This is a genomic window from Pseudomonas sp. IB20 (genome assembly GCF_009707325.1).
In the GTDB taxonomy this organism is placed as follows: domain Bacteria; phylum Pseudomonadota; class Gammaproteobacteria; order Pseudomonadales; family Pseudomonadaceae; genus Aquipseudomonas.
The window spans coordinates 3,674,526-3,689,543 of the sequence record NZ_CP046103.1; the positions used below are offsets into that span (position 1 = coordinate 3,674,526).

10 protein-coding genes and 1 pseudogene are annotated in these 15,018 nt (G+C 59.8%); 2 read left to right on the forward strand and 9 right to left on the reverse strand.

Features of this window, described 5'->3' with window-relative positions:
- Positions 1-5 precede the first annotated feature (5 nt).
- The 5 genes from GJU48_RS17065 to aceK all read right to left on the reverse strand — a co-directional run bounded on the left by GJU48_RS17065 (position 6) and on the right by aceK (position 8,095).
- Positions 6-239: an anti-sigma factor family protein gene (locus tag GJU48_RS17065; protein WP_094950246.1), complete on the reverse strand. Its 234-nt coding sequence runs from the start codon at positions 237-239 to the stop codon at positions 6-8.
- Positions 233-847 (reverse strand): RNA polymerase sigma factor, encoded by a 615-nt coding sequence (locus GJU48_RS17070; RefSeq protein WP_094950245.1) that lies wholly within the window; start codon positions 845-847, stop codon positions 233-235. Before GJU48_RS17070 ends, GJU48_RS17065 begins: the two co-directional genes overlap by 7 nt.
- A gap of 61 nt (positions 848-908) precedes the next feature.
- Positions 909-2,030, reverse strand: coding sequence for a beta-ketoacyl-ACP synthase III (locus tag GJU48_RS17075; protein WP_094950244.1), 1,122 nt, complete (start codon positions 2,028-2,030; stop codon positions 909-911).
- 338 nt (positions 2,031-2,368) lie between these two features.
- Entirely contained in the window at positions 2,369-6,280 is a 3,912-nt protein-coding gene (gene hrpA, locus GJU48_RS17080) for an ATP-dependent RNA helicase HrpA (protein WP_094950243.1), read from the reverse strand.
- A 99-nt stretch (positions 6,281-6,379) separates the two neighbouring features.
- A complete protein-coding gene (gene aceK / locus GJU48_RS17085; RefSeq protein WP_094950242.1) occupies positions 6,380-8,095 on the reverse strand; it encodes a bifunctional isocitrate dehydrogenase kinase/phosphatase in 1,716 nt (571 codons plus the stop codon).
- Positions 8,096-8,547: 452 nt separating this feature from the next.
- Here aceK and GJU48_RS17090 point away from each other — a divergent pair, with 452 nt between their 5' ends.
- A complete protein-coding gene (locus GJU48_RS17090; protein WP_371923426.1) occupies positions 8,548-10,110 on the forward strand; it encodes a methyl-accepting chemotaxis protein in 1,563 nt (520 codons plus the stop codon).
- Between the two features lie 64 nt (positions 10,111-10,174).
- On the forward strand, positions 10,175-11,071 hold the full coding sequence (locus GJU48_RS17095) for a DMT family transporter (protein ID WP_094950240.1): 897 nt from the start codon (positions 10,175-10,177) through the stop codon (positions 11,069-11,071).
- Positions 11,072-11,376: 305 nt separating this feature from the next.
- Here the strand turns inward: GJU48_RS17095 and rfbA (GJU48_RS17100) are convergent, their stop codons facing one another.
- The 4 genes and pseudogenes from rfbA (GJU48_RS17100) to rfbD (GJU48_RS17115) form a co-directional block, all read right to left on the reverse strand.
- On the reverse strand, positions 11,377-12,261 hold the full coding sequence (gene rfbA / locus GJU48_RS17100) for a glucose-1-phosphate thymidylyltransferase RfbA (RefSeq protein WP_094950238.1): 885 nt from the start codon (positions 12,259-12,261) through the stop codon (positions 11,377-11,379).
- Positions 12,262-12,263: 2 nt separating this feature from the next.
- Positions 12,264-13,125 (reverse strand): annotated as a pseudogene (rfbD, locus tag GJU48_RS17105) (dTDP-4-dehydrorhamnose reductase).
- Positions 13,116-13,973 carry a glucose-1-phosphate thymidylyltransferase RfbA gene (gene rfbA, locus GJU48_RS17110; RefSeq protein ID WP_155296097.1) on the reverse strand — a complete coding sequence of 286 codons (858 nt, stop codon included), beginning with the start codon at positions 13,971-13,973 and terminating at the stop codon, positions 13,116-13,118. The pseudogene rfbD (GJU48_RS17105) and the gene rfbA (GJU48_RS17110) overlap by 10 nt, the downstream one beginning before the upstream one ends.
- A gap of 2 nt (positions 13,974-13,975) precedes the next feature.
- Complete coding sequence (gene rfbD / locus GJU48_RS17115; protein ID WP_094950237.1) at positions 13,976-14,872, reverse strand: dTDP-4-dehydrorhamnose reductase; 897 nt, start codon at positions 14,870-14,872, stop codon at positions 13,976-13,978.
- Positions 14,873-15,018 lie beyond the last annotated feature (146 nt).

Here is a 15,018-nt window from a genome sequence, read left to right on the forward strand (position 1 = left end):
AGACTTTACTGATCCTTCAACCGCTCGGCTGCCAACCGTGTAGCCAAATCATCAGCGTCGCTTACCGGTTCCTCCGGCATGAGCTTCAATGTCGCCTGCATCAGGCGCATCTGACGGATAAATCGCCGGCAGTTAGGGCAAAACATCAGGTGATGACGCACCAGCAGGCGCTCACGAAAGGTCAATTGCCCGTCGAGGTAATCACTGGAACGCGCCACTTGCTCTTTACAGGTCAACATTCGCCCGTTTCCTCAAAATGCTCCACCGTCGCGAAGACTTTAAGCCGTGCTCGATGCAACAGCACACGAACATTGGAGAGCGAGAGCGTCAGAAGATTACAGATCTCTTCCAACTCCAATCCTTGGCGTTCACGCAACACCAGCACGCTGCTTTGCAACTCCGACAAACTCAGCAACGTATGCTCCAGGCATTTGCGCAATTCATCCTCGGTCAGCAAGGCTTCCGGGGTGTCTTGGTGCCAGGCGTACGGCGCGACGGCCCAATGGCCATCGTCGGGCACGAAGCGGTCATCGCCAATGGTGCCGTGGGGTGAGGGCAAATCGTCGAGCAATACTTCCCGGCGATTGCGTTTATAGCGGCCCTTGGCAGAGTTGGCGGTGATAGTCAGCAGCCAGGTCTTGAGGCTGGAGCGCCCTTCGAACTTGGCCAAGTTGCGCACCACCGACAGCCAGGCGTCCTGCACCACTTCGTCGGCGTGGCGCTGGCCGACGATGGCATAGGCCACCGCGCGCATGGCGCTCTGGTAGGTGGTAACCAATTCTTTATAAGCCCGCTGCTCGCCCTTGAGCAGCCGTTCGAGCAGGTGCGCGTCGTCCGCTACTGCCATTCAGAACCTCGATTTCAAAATGCAAACCCAATCAAGTGGCAACCCCCCACATTGACCGCGTTTAGCGTTTGCGCAGGATTACGCTGCCGATTGAGTAACCCGCACCGAACGAACTGAGCACCGCCACAGAGCCCTTGGGCAGATCGTCCTGGTAGGTGTGGAACGCAATCACCGAGCCCGCCGAGCTGGTGTTGGCGTAGGTGTCGAGAATCACCGGAGCCTCTTCCACCGAGGCTTCGCGGCCGAGCAGTTTTTTCACGATCAGGTGGTTCATGCTCAGGTTGGCCTGGTGCAGCCAGAAGCGCTTCACATCGGCCACATTCAACTGATTTTCTTCCAGGTGCACACCGATCAGTTCGGCAACCATCGGGCAAACATCACGGAATACCTTGCGGCCTTCCTGCACGAACAGTTTGTCCGGCGCGCCGATGCCCTCTTCCGCCGCGCGGTTGAGGAAGCCGAAGTTGTTGCGGATGGTGTTGGAGAACTTGGTCAGCAGCTTGGTGCTCACCACATCGAACTGGTGCTCGGAGGTCGCCAGGTCAGCGCGCTCAAGAATCACCGCCGTGGCCGCATCACCGAAGATGAAGTGGCTGTCACGGTCGCGGAAATTCAGGTGGCCGGTGCAGACTTCCGGGTTGACCATCAGGATCGCCCGCGCCTGGCCCAGCTTGATGCTGTTGGCGGCGTTCTGGATACCGAAGGTCGCCGACGAGCAGGCCACGTTCATGTCAAAACCGAAACCTTCGATGCCCAGGGCTTCCTGGACTTCAATGGCGATGGCCGGGTAGGCGCGCTGCAGGTTGGAGCAGGCGACGATCACGCCGTCGATGTCGGCGGCGGTCTTGCCGGCGCGCTGCAGGGCTTGTTCGGCAGCACCGATGGCCATCTGGCAGAGTACCGACCATTCATCATTGCTGCGCTCGGGCAGGCGCGGGGCCATGCGCTGCGGGTCGAGAATGCCATCTTTGTCCATGACAAAACGGCTCTTGATGCCCGACGCCTTTTCAATAAAGGCCGCACTGGACTCGGTCAGTGCCTGCACGTCACCGCGCTCAATGGCGGCGGCGTTATCGGTATTGAACTGCTGCACATAGGCATTGAAAGACTGCACCAGCTCTTCGTTGGAAATGCTGTTGGCCGGGGTGTACAGGCCAGTGCCGCTGATGACGACGTTATGCACGGTCGTTCCTCTAAATCTGTCAGGCAGAAGATATTGGTACCGTCGTACCAAACTTTAAGTCGTTCGATTCCGTCCAGCGGGCATCAAACTGGCAACGCTTTATTCCATCGCACCGTGGTTGCAACAGCCCTTCACGGCGATCCCGGCATTTATAACCGCGAAGTTTGCCACAACCCCAAGGATTTGGCGCCATTTCCCGGATAAACCCCGTACACCTGTGGGAGCTGGCTTGCCTGCGATGCAGACACCGCGGTGTATCAGTCAAACCACTGTGATGCCATCGCGGGCAAGCCAGCTCCCACATTGGATGGGTTTTGTCTGGGGAGCCAAGCACCACGTCAGGCCTCCACCAGGCTCCACTGCTTGCTCAATCGCTTGTCAGAAATCGGCACTTTGGTGCCCAATTGCTGGCCAAACAGTGACACGCGATATTCCTCCAGCCACCAGCGATACAGCTCCAACTGCGGGTCGCGCTTGCCTTCCTGGGTGTGTTTGTTCAGGCGGTTCTGGTACTGCGCCCACAGGCCGCTCAGCTCGGCGCTCCACACCCGATCTTTTTGCACCTGGCTTGGCAGTTTCTCCAGGCGCAGCTCGATGGCCTTGAGGAAACGCGGCAGTTCCTTGAACCACTGCGCCGGGGTTTCGCGCACAAAACCCGGGTACACCAAATGACTCAGCTGCTGCTTGATGTCATTCAAGGCCACGGCCTGGGCCAGATCGATCTTACCTTTGAAGCGTTTTTGCAAACCATGCCACAGCTTCAGCACTTCCAGGGTCAAGCGTGCCAGGCGTTCGGCGTGCTCAGTCCAGCTGCCGCGCTTACGTTCGGCCAAAGCGGCCAGACCCGCACCGTCACGCGGCAAGCTGGCTTCGCCTTCCAGCACGCAGGTGTCCAGGCTGGCTAGCAGAATGTCTTCGACCAGCGCATCGATGCGCCCCAATTCGCGGTACATCAGGCCCAGCTCAGTCAGGCCGGGCAATTTGCCGCGCAGGAATTTCGCCGGTTCGGCCAATTGCTGCATCAGCAGACGCTGCAAGGCGCGGCGGTGCTGGAACTCGGCCTCGGCGGCCGTCGAGAACCGCCCTTCCTTGACCGTGCCATTCTCTTCGACCAGCGCCGGGTAGACCGTCATCGACAGGCCGGCGATCTTTTGCTGGGTCTTCTCGGCCACCGCCGCAAACACCTTAGCCTCCACCGGCTGCTGGCTTTTCGCGGTCTGCGGTACGGCCAATGCGGCCTGGCTGGCCTCGGCAAAACGTGCCGTCAGCTCGGCCAGGTCACGGCCTTCGCCGAGGAACTTGCCCTGACCGTCGACCACTTCCAGGTTCATCTTCAAGTGGTTTTCCACCTGCTGCGCCGCTTCCGCCCAGGCTTCATCGCTGACCCGCGCGCCGGTCATGCGCAACAGTTCGCGCCCCAGCGCCTGGGGCAGCGAGCCCTGGCCGAATTCGATGCGTTGCAGCGCCGCCTTGATGAAATCCGGCACCGGTACAAAGTTTTTGCGCAACGCTTTAGGCAGGTTGCGCACCAGCGCGATGCACTTGGCCTCGATCACACCCGGCACCAGCCATTCCAGGCGCTCCGGCGGCAATGCCGGCAGCAGTGGCGCCGGCACGCGCAGGGTCACGCCGTCGCGCGGGTGGTTGGGTTCGAAGTGGTAACTCAAGGCCAGGGCCAAATCGCCCAAGTGCAAGGTGTCCGGGTAATGCGCGGCGGTGACTTCGCTGGCCTCGCGGGCCAGCACGTCTTCCTCGCGCATGATCAGCAGTTGCGGGTCTTTCTGGCTGTTGACCTTGTACCAGCTGTCGAACGTGGCGGTCTGGTGGATCTCTGCCGGCAGGCGCGCATCGTAGAAGGCGTACAGGGTTTCTTCGTCCGCCAGGATGTCGCGGCGGCGCGCCTTGGCTTCCAGTTCGTCGAGCTGCTCCAGCAGTTGCTGGTTGGCCGTCAGGCACTTGGCCCGGGACTGAATCTCGCCACGCACCAAGCCTTCGCGGATAAACAGCTCGCGGGACACCACCGGGTCAATCGGCCCGTAATGCACAGGGCGGCGCCCGACCACAATCAACCCGAACAGGGTGATCTGCTCAAACGCCACCACTTGGCCGCGCTTCTTTTCCCAGTGCGGTTCGAAATGGTTTTTCTTGATCAGGTGCCCAGCCAACGGCTCGATCCAGTCGGCATCAATCTTCGCCACCATGCGCGCATACAGCTTGGTGGTTTCCACCAGTTCGGCGGCCATCAGCCATTGCGGGCGCTTTTTGCCGATGCCCGAGGACGGATGAATCCAGAAGCGCCGCTGCCGCGCGCCAAGGTAATCACCGTCTTCGGTTTTCTGCCCGATCTGACTGAGCAGGCCGGACAACACGGCCTTGTGCAGCTTGGCAAAGTCCGCCGGCTCTTTATTGACGGTCAACTGCATGTCGCGGCAGATCAGGCTCAACTGGCGATGCGAGTCGCGCCACTCGCGCAGCCGCAAGTAATTCAGGAAGTTCTTACGACACCAGTTACGCAACGGGCTGGCCGTCAGTTCCTGGCGCTGCTCTTCAAAACCGCGCCATAGGTTAACCAAACCGGCGAAGTCGGAATCCGCATCCTTCCACTGGGCGTGAGCCTGATCGGCTGCCTGCTGACGCTCGGGCGGGCGCTCGCGCGGGTCTTGGATCGACATCGCGCTGGCGACGATCAGCACTTCCTGCAAACTGCCGAGCTTGGCGGCTTCGAGCAGCATGCGGCCCATGCGCGGGTCCACCGGCAGGCGCGCCAGCTGGCGGCCCAACGGCGTGAGCTGGCTGTTGCGGTCCACCGCCGAGAGCTCTTGCAGCAAGTTGAAACCGTCGCTGATGGCTTTGCCGTCCGGCGGCTCGATAAACGGGAAATCGGTGATCTCACCCAGACGCAGGTGCAGCATCTGCAGGATCACGGCGGCAAGGTTGGTGCGCAGGATTTCCGGGTCGGTAAATTCCGGGCGGCCGATAAAGTCTTCTTCGCTGTACAAGCGGATGCAAATGCCCGGTTCGACCCGCCCGCACCGACCTTTACGCTGGTTGGCGCTGGCCTGGGAAATCGCCTCGATCGGCAGGCGCTGCACCTTGGCGCGGTAGCTGTAGCGGCTGATGCGCGCAGTGCCGCTGTCGATCACATAACGAATGCCCGGCACGGTCAGCGAGGTTTCCGCGACGTTGGTCGCCAGCACCACGCGACGGCCTGGGTGGGACTGGAAAATACGCTGCTGTTCGGCCGGTGACAGGCGCGCGTACAGCGGCAGAATTTCAGTGTGCCTGAGCTGGGCCTTGCGCAGCATTTCGGCGGCGTCGCGAATCTCGCGCTCACCCGGCAAAAACACCAGCACATCGCCGGGGCTGCGGCGTTCGCTGCGCTCGTAAGCGGCGATTTCATCGAGGGTGGCGAGGATCGCCTGGTCAACGGTCAAGTCGTCCTCGACGCGGTTGCCCTCCTCGTCCTGCTCCAGGGTCAGCGGGCGATACCACGTGTCCACCGGGAACGTGCGGCCCGAGACCTCGACAATCGGCGCATCGTCGAAGTGCTTGGAGAAGCGCTCCAAGTCGATGGTCGCCGAGGTGATGATGACTTTCAGGTCCGGGCGACGCGGCAGCAGGGTTTTCAAGTAGCCGAGCAGGAAGTCGATGTTCAGGCTGCGTTCGTGGGCTTCGTCGACGATGATCGTGTCGTAGCGTTCCAGGTAACGGTCGTTCTGGGTTTCCGCCAGCAGGATGCCGTCGGTCATCAACTTGATCAGGGTGTTGGAATCACTCTGGTCTTCGAAACGCACCTGATAGCCGACCAATGCGCCCAACGGCGTGGCCAGTTCTTCGGCGACGCGGCTGGCGACGCTGCGCGCGGCAATTCGGCGCGGCTGGGTGTGGCCGATCAGGCCGTACTGGCCACGGCCGATTTCCAGGCAGATTTTCGGCAGCTGGGTGGTTTTACCCGAGCCGGTTTCGCCGGCAATGATCAGCACCTGATGCTTGAGCAACGCTTCTTTGATCTCGTCGCGCTTGGCGGCAATCGGCAGGCTGTCGTCATAGCGGATCACCGGCAGGCTGGCACGCCGCGCCGTGACCTGGGCGCAGGACGCCTGCATGCGCGTAACCCACTGCGCCAGCTTGTCCTCATCGGGCTTCTTGCGCAGCTCGAGCAACTGGCGCCGCAAGCGGTGGCGGTCGGCGAGCATGGCGTGATCGAGGTTTTTCAGCAGTGGGTCGATAGCGGGCGCTTGGTCAGTCATCAGGTACGTATGGGTCGTCTATTTATGCAGGGGGCGGATTGTCGCAGAAAACCGCCAACGCGCGCGCCCCTCATTCGTCGCCGCCAACGCGCGCGCCCCTCATTCGTTATCGCGGTCTTTGCGCCGGTACGGGAACACGTCGATGACCTTGCCGGCGCGAATCGCTTCCTGCAGGCCTTTCCAGTAGTTCGCGTCGTACAGTTCACCATGCAGCTCATTGAACAGCTTGCGCTGGCCGGCGTCGGCAAACAGGAACGGCGGGAATTCTTCGGGGAACACATCCAGCGGGCCGATGGAATACCAGGGCTCCGACGCCATTTCATCCTCCGGCGTGCGCGGTGCAGGGATGTGGCGAAAGTTGGCTTCGGTGAGAAAGCAGATCTCGTCATAGTCGTAGAACACCACGCGGCCGTGGCGGGTGACGCCGAAGTTCTTCAGCAACATGTCGCCTGGGAAGATATTCGCCGCCGCCAGTTGCTTGATGGCCAGGCCGTAGTCGTCCAAGGCTTCGCGCACCTGAGCGTCGTTGGCGTTCTCCAGGTAGAGGTTGAGCGGGGTCATGCGCCGCTCGGTCCAGCAGTGGCGGATCAGCACCGTGTCACCTTCCACTTCGACGGTGCCGGCAGCGACTTCCAGCAGCTCGGCCAGGCACTCGGGTTCAAACTTGCTCAAGGGGAAGCGGAAGTCGGCGAACTCCTGGGTGTCGGCCATGCGCCCTACGCGGTCGACACTTTTGACCAGGCGATACTTCTCGATCACCGTGGCGCGGTTGACGTTTTTCGACGGCGAAAAACGGTCCTTGATGATCTTGAACACCGTGTTGAAGCCCGGCAGCGTGAACACGCTCATGACCATGCCGCGTACGCCGGGCGCCATGATGAACTGATCATCGGTGGTCGCCAGATGGTTGATCAGCGCGCGGTAGAACTCCGACTTGCCGTGCTTGTAGAAGCCGATGGACGTGTAGAGCTCAGCGATGTGCTTGCCCGGCAGGATGCGCTTGAGAAAGCCGATGAACTCCGCCGGCACCGGCACGTCGACCATGAAATAGGAACGGGTGAACGAGAAAATGATCGACACATCGGCTTCGTCAGTGATCAGCGCATCGATCTGGATGCCGCGCCCTTCACGGTGCAGCAGCGGAATCACCAAGGGCCATTGTTCGTCGCGGGTGTAGATGCGCCCTACCAGATAGGCACCTTTATTGCGGTAGAGCACCGAGGAAAACAGCTCGACGTTGAGGTCCGGGTCTTTGCACACCCAGTCGGGCAGGTTCTCGCGCAGCTGGGTTTCGAGGCGGCGCAGGTCGGCCGCCAGGTCGGCGTAGGGCTCGCTGAACGCGTAATCGGCGAAGACCTGCGCCAGCATCGCTGCGAGGTCGCCGGCTGGTTTATAGGTGCGGGTTTGCGCCGCCCGCGCGCGGCGCAGGCTCGGCCGGGTGGTGTGGATGAACATGCAGCCGTCGCTGATCAAGTCATGGCTGAACAGGCCGCAGAAGATCGAGTTGTACCAAGTCTCGGAGAGTTCATCGTCGAAGCGCAGGTCAATCAGGCTTATATAGGCGCTCTTGACCACCGGCCACATGTCGATCTCCAGCAACGCAGCCTCATCGAAGCTGGCCTGGAGGTGCGCCGTCACTTCAGCGACTTTTTCCTCATACAAGTTGATGCGCGCCGCCGAAGCCGCCTGCCCCTGCTGCCACTGGGCCTTTTCGAACCGTTCACCGGCGCCGTCGGTGATCTGGCGGAAGTGCTCACGGTAATCGTCGAAGCCGTCGAGGATCATGCGGGCGATAGCGAGGGCGGATTGCGACATGCGGGAAACCTCTAGCGGGCATCTGGAAGCCCTGAGCTTAGCCAGTGAACGGGGGCAGGAGAAGGAGGATTTTTCGGGTCACTTTGTACAAGTTTGTACACATCGCAGATTTATTTTCAGATTCCATAATTCGACCGTACGGTCAATAAACACAGCAACACGTCGCACTGCCATCACTTACAGGCCCGCAACCGCGTGGCCTGGCGCTTTACGCCGAAAAAACCTGCGAAACCGGCCTTTCACAACATGTGCAACCGAATTGATACAGCGTAGGGGAAACCCTGATTACCACCTTAGTGGCACTTTGATATACAGCGCGCCCTCTCCCATCCTAACAAGGTCTGAAGACCGATCCGGGAACAGGTTCTAATCGCCTAAGGAGCATTGAGATGTCATTGAGGAATATGCCGATCGGACTGCGTGCCAGTCTGAGTTTTGCGGTTTTGGCCAGTATGTTGGTCGTTGTCGGATTGTTTGGCCTGGGGCAGATGGCCAAGTTGCGCGAAAGCGCGCTGGTTATCGAGGAATCGTGGATGCCGAGCATCGAGAATATCCACGACGCCGCAGCCTCTGTGGCCAGTATTCGCCTGGAAGCCTTGCGCCTGGCGAGCACCGACGAGTCGCGGATTCGCGACAACAGCAAAAACCTGATCAGCCGCCAGAGCAACGAGCTGCAAACGCTGCTGACCCATCACGAAGGCCTGACCAGTGGCGAGGCAGAAGCCGACCTGCTGAAAAAGCTCAAAGGCGACGTAGCCACCTACCTCACGATCGTTGGCCAGATGGTTGCCCTGGTGGACAAGGATCAGCAGCAAGACGCCATCGACCTGCTCACCAGCCGCCTTGCGCCACAAGGTAGCGTCCTCAACAAGCGCTTGGAGGACATGATCACCTTCAATCAAAAAGGCGTGGAAGACGCAGCCAGCTCAGCCGCACAAATGTATTCCCGCGCGCAATGGGTGGTCGGCCTGATCATCGTTTGCGCGTTGATCGCCACCTTATTACTGGCCTGGCTGCTGACCCGCAGCATCACAACCCCCATCGGCCAGGCCCTGACCGTAGCGCGCACCATCGCCGGTGGCGACTTGAGCCAACCGATCAAGGTGCACGGCAGCGACGAAGCGGCGCAATTGCTCAGCGCCCTGGCCACCATGCAAGCGCAGCTGCAGACCACTGTCCGCGGCATCAGCGAGTCAGCGCAGCAACTGGCCTGCGCCACCGAAGAGATGAGCTCGGTGATGGAACAGAGCACCCGTGGCCTGCAAGCGCAGAACGATGAAATCGAACAAGCCGCGACTGCCGTGACCGAAATGAGCGCAGCGGTAGACGAAGTGGCGGGCAATGCGGTGTCCAGCGCCGAGGCGTCCAAGGCATCCGACGAAGACAGCAAGCACGGCCACTATCAGATCAGCGAAACCATCAGCTCGATCCAGAACCTGGTGGACGAAGTGCTCGGCGCCTCGAACAAAGCCGAAGGCCTGGCGGTGCAGGCCCAGGACATCAGCAAGGTACTGGAAGTGATCCGCGGCATCGCCGGGCAAACCAACCTGTTGGCCCTCAACGCCGCCATCGAAGCTGCGCGTGCAGGCGAAGCCGGGCGTGGGTTTGCGGTGGTGGCCGATGAGGTGCGTTCGCTGGCGCAACGCACTCAGGACTCCACCGAAGAAATCGAGCAGATGATCACCGGCATCCAACAAGGCACCCAAGACACCGTCGACGCCCTCAACAGCAGCGCCGAACATGCCGGCCAAACCCTGCAACGCGCCAACAGCGCGGGCAGCGCCCTGGAGAAAATCACCGCCGCCATCTCGCAGATCAGCGAGCGCAACCTGGTGATCGCCAGTGCCGCCGAGCAACAGGCACTGGTGGCGCGTGACGTCGACCGCAGCCTGGTCAACATCCGCGACCTGTCCACCCAAACCGCCGCCGGCGCCACCCAGACCTCAGCGGCCAGCCAGGAACTCTCGCGCCTGGCCGTGGACCTCAACGGCATGGTGACGCGGTTTGTACTGTAATTAGCAATTGTGTCGAACAGGCCTCTGCGCAACACTCGCCGCCTTATTGATGTAGGAGTATTCCGTGAGACCTGTCGACACCCTGTACCTGCTGGGGCTGGCTGCCATCTGGGGCGCAAGCTTCCTGTTCATGCGCATCATCGCGCCGGAAATCGGCAGCGTACCGACGGCGTTTTTCCGCGTGTCGATCGCCGCCGCCGGTTTGCTGGTGATCCTGACCGCAATGCGCGTGAACTGGGACTTCCAGGGCAAATTCAAGACCGTACTGCTGCTAGGCGTGATCAACTCCGGCATCCCCGCGACCATGTACTCGGTGGCAGCCCAAGTACTGCCGGCGGGTTACTCAGCGATCTTCAACGCCACCACACCGCTGATGGGCGTGCTGATCGGCGGGCTGTTTTTCAGTGAGCGCCTGACGCCGTCGAAAATCGCCGGGGTGAGCCTGGGCCTGTTCGGCGTGGGCGTACTGACTCGCGCCGGACCAGTGGCGTTTGACCTGCAACTGTTGATGGGCGCGCTGGCCTGCTTGCTGGCGACCACCTGCTATGGCTTTGCCGGGTTCCTCGCGCGGCGCTGGCTGGATCAACGCGGCGGGCTGGACAGCCGACTCGCGGCGCTGGGCAGCATGCTCGGCGCCACCTTGTTTCTGCTGCCCTTCTTCGCCTATAGCGCCATCAGCCATCCGCCAGCGAGCTGGGGTGGCTGGCAGGTGTGGGCGTCTTTGCTGGGATTGGGATTGGTGTGTACGGCGTTTGCCTACATCCTGTACTTCCGCTTGCTGTCGTCCATAGGGCCGGTTAAGTCGATGACGGTGACGTTTATGATTCCGCCGTTTGGGGTGCTGTGGGGGGCGTTGCTGTTGGATGAGCCGTTGTCGATGGCGCATGTGTATGGCGGGGTGTTGATTGCGGGGGCGTTGTGGTTGGTGTTGCGGGTGGGGAAATTGGCTAAAGCGTTGTAGGAGATCGTGCCCACACCAGGACAGGTGTGGGCACGCTGAAGTGCCTGACAGGAAGGTCAACTAGGCGAAGGTTTCAGCATCAGCAAAACGGGTGGCATTGGTATCTTTGGCCGACAGCGTGGGCGGCTCGGAAATCGGCCAATCGATAGCCACGTCGGCGTCATTCCACACAGAATAACGTCCGGGATAACGAGGGAAGTGGCTCTCATCTTTACGGTGTCTCCAACATGTTATCGGGCCAGCTTGGCGGCGCCACGGCTCGACCTTAAGGCAGCAACTGGGGATGCCGCGCTCCACTCAGGCCATCAAAAAATCTTGTCACTCAGCAAACGCTTGAGATATTGGCCATAGCCATTCTTGGAAAGCGGCACCGCAAGTTTCTCCAACTGTTCGGCGTCAATCCACTTCTGGCGAAACGCAATTTCTTCAGGGCAGGCCACTTTAAGCCCCTGACGATGCTCAAGCGTTGCAATGAAGTGGCTGGCCTGTAGCAGTGAGTCATGCGTGCCTGTATCCAGCCATGCGTAGCCACGCCCCATGATCTCAACCGACAACTTGCCCCGCTCCATGTAGAGACGGTTGAGGTCGGTAATCTCGAGTTCGCCACGCGGCGATGGCTTGATGCTTTTAGCCATTTCAACCACGTCTTGGTCGTAGAAATACAGACCGGTAACCGCGTAGTTTGACTTGGGTTGCAGCGGCTTCTCTTCCAGGCTGATCGCTTTGCCCTGGGTATCGAATTCTACAACGCCATAACGCTCCGGATCGGTCACGTGATACGCGAAGACACTGGCGCCGTCCTGACGCAACATTGCACTCTTGAGCAGCTCATTAAAATCATGACCGTGATAGATGTTGTCACCCAGCACCAGTGCAGATAGGTCATTACCGATGAAGTCCTCACCGATGATGAACGCCTGCGCAAGGCCATCCGGAGATGCCTGTACAGCGTAGGAAATGTTCAAACCCCAGTTGCTGCCATCGCCCAAAAGTTGCTCGAAACGCGGGGTGTCCTGTGGCGTGGAAATGATCAGAATGTCGCGAATACCCGCCAGCATCAACGTGGTCAGCGGGTAGTAGATCATCGGCTTGTCGTAAACCGGTAGCAACTGTTTGGAAATAGCCAAGGTTGCAGGGTGCAGGCGCGTGCCCGAACCGCCGGCCAAAATAATTCCTTTGCGTTTTAGCATAGTCATTTCTCTAGAATTTCTTTAAGCATCCGTGCCACACCGTCCTGCCATTCAGGCAAGCGCAGCGAGAAGGCATTCTGCAGTTTTTGAGTATTGAGTCGAGAGTTGCCAGGACGTTTGGCAGGCGTGGGATAAGCGGCCGTGGTTATCGCGCCGACGGATGCCGAAGGGACTTTGAGCACCACGCCTGCCGCCTGCGCCTGTTCGAGCACGAAGCAGGCATAGCGGTGCCAAGTGGTCTCACCGGCTGCCGCAAGATGGTAGATGCCTTGCAATTGAGGGTTCAAACCCAATGCACGGATAGCATGTGCGGTGACGTCCGCCAGCAGGTCCGCCCCGGTGGGGGCGCCGAATTGGTCGTCGATCACATTCAGACTGTCACGTTCTGCTGCCAGGCGCAGCATGGTCTTGGCGAAGTTATTACCGCGCGCCGCATACACCCAACTGGTGCGCAAGATCAGGTGCGCGCAACCGGAAGCCTGGATCGCCTGCTCACCTTGCAGTTTGGTCGCGCCATAGACACTCAGCGGGCCCACTGGGTCGCTTTCCCGTATCACCCTGGCCGTCAAACACATAGTCCGTGGAGTAATGCACCAGCAAGGCATTCAGCTTTCGGGCTTCTGTTGCCAGCACTGCGGGGGCTTCAGCGTTCACGCGCAGCGCCTGATCCGGCGCATTTTCGGCCTTGTCGACGGCGGTGTAAGCCGCTGCGTTGACGATGACCTCAGGCGCAAACCGCTGCACGGTAGCTGCCAACCCTTGCAGATCGTTCAAGTCACCGCAGTAGTCCCGGCTTTTGGAGTCCAACGCCAGAACTTGACCCAAAGGGGCCAGACTACGTTGGAGTTCCCAGCCTACTGATATTGGCCATAGCCATTCTTGGAAAGCGGCACCGCAAGTTTCTCCAACTGTTCGGCGTCAATCCACTTCTGGCGAAACGCAATTTCTTCAGGGCAGGCCACTTTAAGCCCCTGACGATGCTCAAGCGTTGCAATGAAGTGGCTGGCCTGTAGCAGTGAGTCATGCGTGCCTGTATCCAGCCATGCGTAGCCACGCCCCATGATCTCAACCGACAACTTGCCCCGCTCCATGTAGAGACGGTTGAGGTCGGTAATCTCGAGTTCGCCACGCGGCGATGGCTTGATGCTTTTAGCCATTTCAACCACGTCTTGGTCGTAGAAATACAGACCGGTAACCGCGTAGTTTGACTTGGGTTGCAGCGGCTTCTCTTCCAGGCTGATCGCTTTGCCCTGGGTATCGAATTCTACAACGCCATAACGCTCCGGATCGGTCACGTGATACGCGAAGACACTGGCGCCGTCCTGACGCAACATTGCACTCTTGAGCAGCTCATTAAAATCATGACCGTGATAGATGTTGTCACCCAGCACCAGTGCAGATAGGTCATTACCGATGAAGTCCTCACCGATGATGAACGCCTGCGCAAGGCCATCCGGAGATGCCTGTACAGCGTAGGAAATGTTCAAACCCCAGTTGCTGCCATCGCCCAAAAGTTGCTCGAAACGCGGGGTGTCCTGTGGCGTGGAAATGATCAGAATGTCGCGAATACCCGCCAGCATCAACGTGGTCAGCGGGTAGTAGATCATCGGCTTGTCGTAAACCGGTAGCAACTGTTTGGAAATAGCCAAGGTTGCAGGGTGCAGGCGCGTGCCCGAACCGCCGGCCAAAATAATTCCTTTGCGTTTTAGCATAGTCATTTCTCTAGAATTTCTTTAAGCATCCGTGCCACACCGTCCTGCCATTCAGGCAAGCGCAGCGAGAAGGCATTCTGCAGTTTTTGAGTATTGAGTCGAGAGTTGCCAGGACGTTTGGCAGGCGTGGGATAAGCGGCCGTGGTTATCGCGCCGACGGATGCCGAAGGGACTTTGAGCACCACGCCTGCCGCCTGCGCCTGTTCGAGCACGAAGCAGGCATAGCGGTGCCAAGTGGTCTCACCGGCTGCCGCAAGATGGTAGATGCCTTGCAATTGAGGGTTCAAACGTATCGCACGGATAGCATGTGCGGTGACGTCCGCCAGCAGGTCCGCCCCGGTGGGGGCGCCGAATTGGTCGTCGATCACATTCAGACTGTCACGTTCTGCTGCCAGGCGCAGCATGGTCTTGGCGAAGTTATTACCGCGCGCCGCATACACCCAACTGGTGCGCAAGATCAGGTGCGCGCAACCGGAAGCCTGGATCGCCTGCTCACCTTGCAGTTTGGTCGCGCCATAGACACTCAGCGGGCCCACTGGGTCGCTTTCCTGCCACGGCGTATCACCCTGGCCGTCAAACACATAGTCCGTGGAGTAATGCACCAGCAAGGCATTCAGCTTTCGGGCTTCTGTTGCCAGCACTGCGGGGGCTTCAGCGTTCACGCGCAGCGCCTGATCCGGCGCATTTTCGGCCTTGTCGACGGCGGTGTAAGCCGCTGCGTTGACGATGACCTCAGGCGCAAACCGCTGCACGGTAGCTGCCAACCCTTGCAGATCGTTCAAGTCACCGCAGTAGTCCCGGCTTTTGGAGTCCAACGCCAGAACTTGACCCAAAGGGGCCAGACTACGTTGGAGTTCCCAGCCTACTTGGCCATTTTTGCCAAGCAGCAAGATTCTCATACCGAACGCTCGGAGTAGTGCTTCGCTACCCGGCCCAATGCCACGTTTGCACCGATAAAGCCTGCACCGCCGGTTACTAAGATAGTCATTGAGTTAAATCTGTTGGAGTTCCCAGCCTACTTGGCCATTTTTGCCAAGCAGCAAGA

What these genes read in the sequence shown, in the direction of transcription:
- rfbA (WP_155296097.1), bottom strand. Translation starts at nt 13,973, where the DNA reads ATGCTAAAACGCAAAGGAATTATTTTGGCCGGCGGTTCGGGCACGCGC.
- GJU48_RS17070 (WP_094950245.1), bottom strand. Translation starts at nt 847, where the DNA reads ATGGCAGTAGCGGACGACGCGCACCTGCTCGAACGGCTGCTCAAGGGC.
- rfbD (WP_094950237.1), bottom strand. Translation starts at nt 14,872, where the DNA reads ATGAGAATCTTGCTGCTTGGCAAAAATGGCCAAGTAGGCTGGGAACTC.
- rfbA (WP_094950238.1), bottom strand. Translation starts at nt 12,261, where the DNA reads ATGCTAAAACGCAAAGGAATTATTTTGGCCGGCGGTTCGGGCACGCGC.
- hrpA (WP_094950243.1), bottom strand. Translation starts at nt 6,280, where the DNA reads ATGACTGACCAAGCGCCCGCTATCGACCCACTGCTGAAAAACCTCGAT.
- GJU48_RS17065 (WP_094950246.1), bottom strand. Translation starts at nt 239, where the DNA reads ATGTTGACCTGTAAAGAGCAAGTGGCGCGTTCCAGTGATTACCTCGAC.
- GJU48_RS17090 (WP_371923426.1), top strand. Translation starts at nt 8,548, where the DNA reads ATGTTGGTCGTTGTCGGATTGTTTGGCCTGGGGCAGATGGCCAAGTTG.
- aceK (WP_094950242.1), bottom strand. Translation starts at nt 8,095, where the DNA reads ATGTCGCAATCCGCCCTCGCTATCGCCCGCATGATCCTCGACGGCTTC.